The organism is Flavobacterium caeni, from assembly GCF_900101895.1.
GTDB classification, from domain to species: Bacteria; Bacteroidota; Bacteroidia; order Flavobacteriales; family Flavobacteriaceae; genus Flavobacterium; species Flavobacterium caeni.
This window is the reverse complement of record NZ_FMVF01000077.1, coordinates 1-1,070: the sequence shown is the minus strand read 5'-3', so window position 1 is coordinate 1,070 and position 1,070 is coordinate 1. Positions and strand designations below refer to the sequence as shown.

1 protein-coding gene is annotated in these 1,070 nt (G+C 36.2%); it reads left to right on the top strand.

Going from position 1 to position 1,070, the window contains the following annotated elements:
- Positions 1-155: 155 nt before the first annotated feature.
- Complete coding sequence (locus tag BLP55_RS16645) at positions 156-866, top strand: hypothetical protein (RefSeq protein WP_091147571.1); 711 nt, start codon at positions 156-158, stop codon at positions 864-866.
- Positions 867-1,070: the final 204 nt, after the last annotated feature.

Sequence of the window (1,070 nt, the reverse complement as noted above, 5' to 3'; positions counted from 1 at the left end):
CAGCGCATTTACGTGATCGCTGGTTTTCGGTGGCCGGAACGTTTTAGTTTCACGAACTTTGTTTATCTTCGGCAGAGAGAACTCAGTTCGCTCTGGCGCGACCACGCAAATGCGCGAAACGTTAGCTGTTATTGTAAAACCACAATCGAATAAACATGGGATTTTTCACATCTATTTTAGCATTAATCGGACTCGTAGTAGTTGTGATTTTTTTATTTTCTTTCGAAGAAGGTAGACATGAAAGGCAGAAAATTGCATCATTAATGAGAAGAGATAGTCCTAAAGTGCAAAAAATAATTAGAGACTATAATGAGGATGTGAAAAATGGAAATAAAAAATACTCTGAATCTGAATTGGAAAAACTAATTTTAAAGTTTACATCAGATAAACTTGAGCAAGCGCGATTCCTCAAAGACAAAAATGATCGTGAAAATGAATATCAAGAAAGTCAAAAAAAGAGTCTGGAAATGGATCCTGAAACTGGATTCACTCAACGTGAATATGATATTGAAATGGAAACAAGTAGATTTACAATTTTTCATTATTTTCAAGACAACAGAGTTTTGAGTAAATCAGATTTATTCGCATCGATAGGATATTCAATCTTCGCTGATGAAGAGTTAGAGGATATGAATGAATCACAAGCTGAAAGATTTTTTAAATTAAATGAAAGTGACATCAAAGAAGAACTAAACAAATTAATAAAAATTGGCTACATTGAAGTATGCGAAAACAATTCTAATTATTTTAAAGTCGGTTATGCTTTAAGAGCTGGATTTAGTTTCAATGATAAACATGATTTCCGTCCTTCGTGGGAAAGTTATTTGATTGAAAATAATATAAACTTAAAGCCGCTTCCATACTAACAACAACAGCTAACCGCCGTTTCAAGCCATTGCCGGGTTTTTGGTAGCCGGAGGTTGTGGTTTCACGAAGAAATATTATCTTCGGCAGAGAGAACTCAGTTCGCTTTGATCGGCAACGTCGTGAAGCGGCCTAACGTTACATGACAGCGCCGAGGAAACCCGGAAAATCGTTCGTGGAATCAACTTCGTCAGCCAATCTTTGTC

Bases quoted from the DNA above. Each gene is read 5' to 3' on its own strand.
- BLP55_RS16645 (WP_091147571.1), top strand. From the start codon at position 156: ATGGGATTTTTCACATCTATTTTAGCATTAATCGGACTCGTAGTAGTT.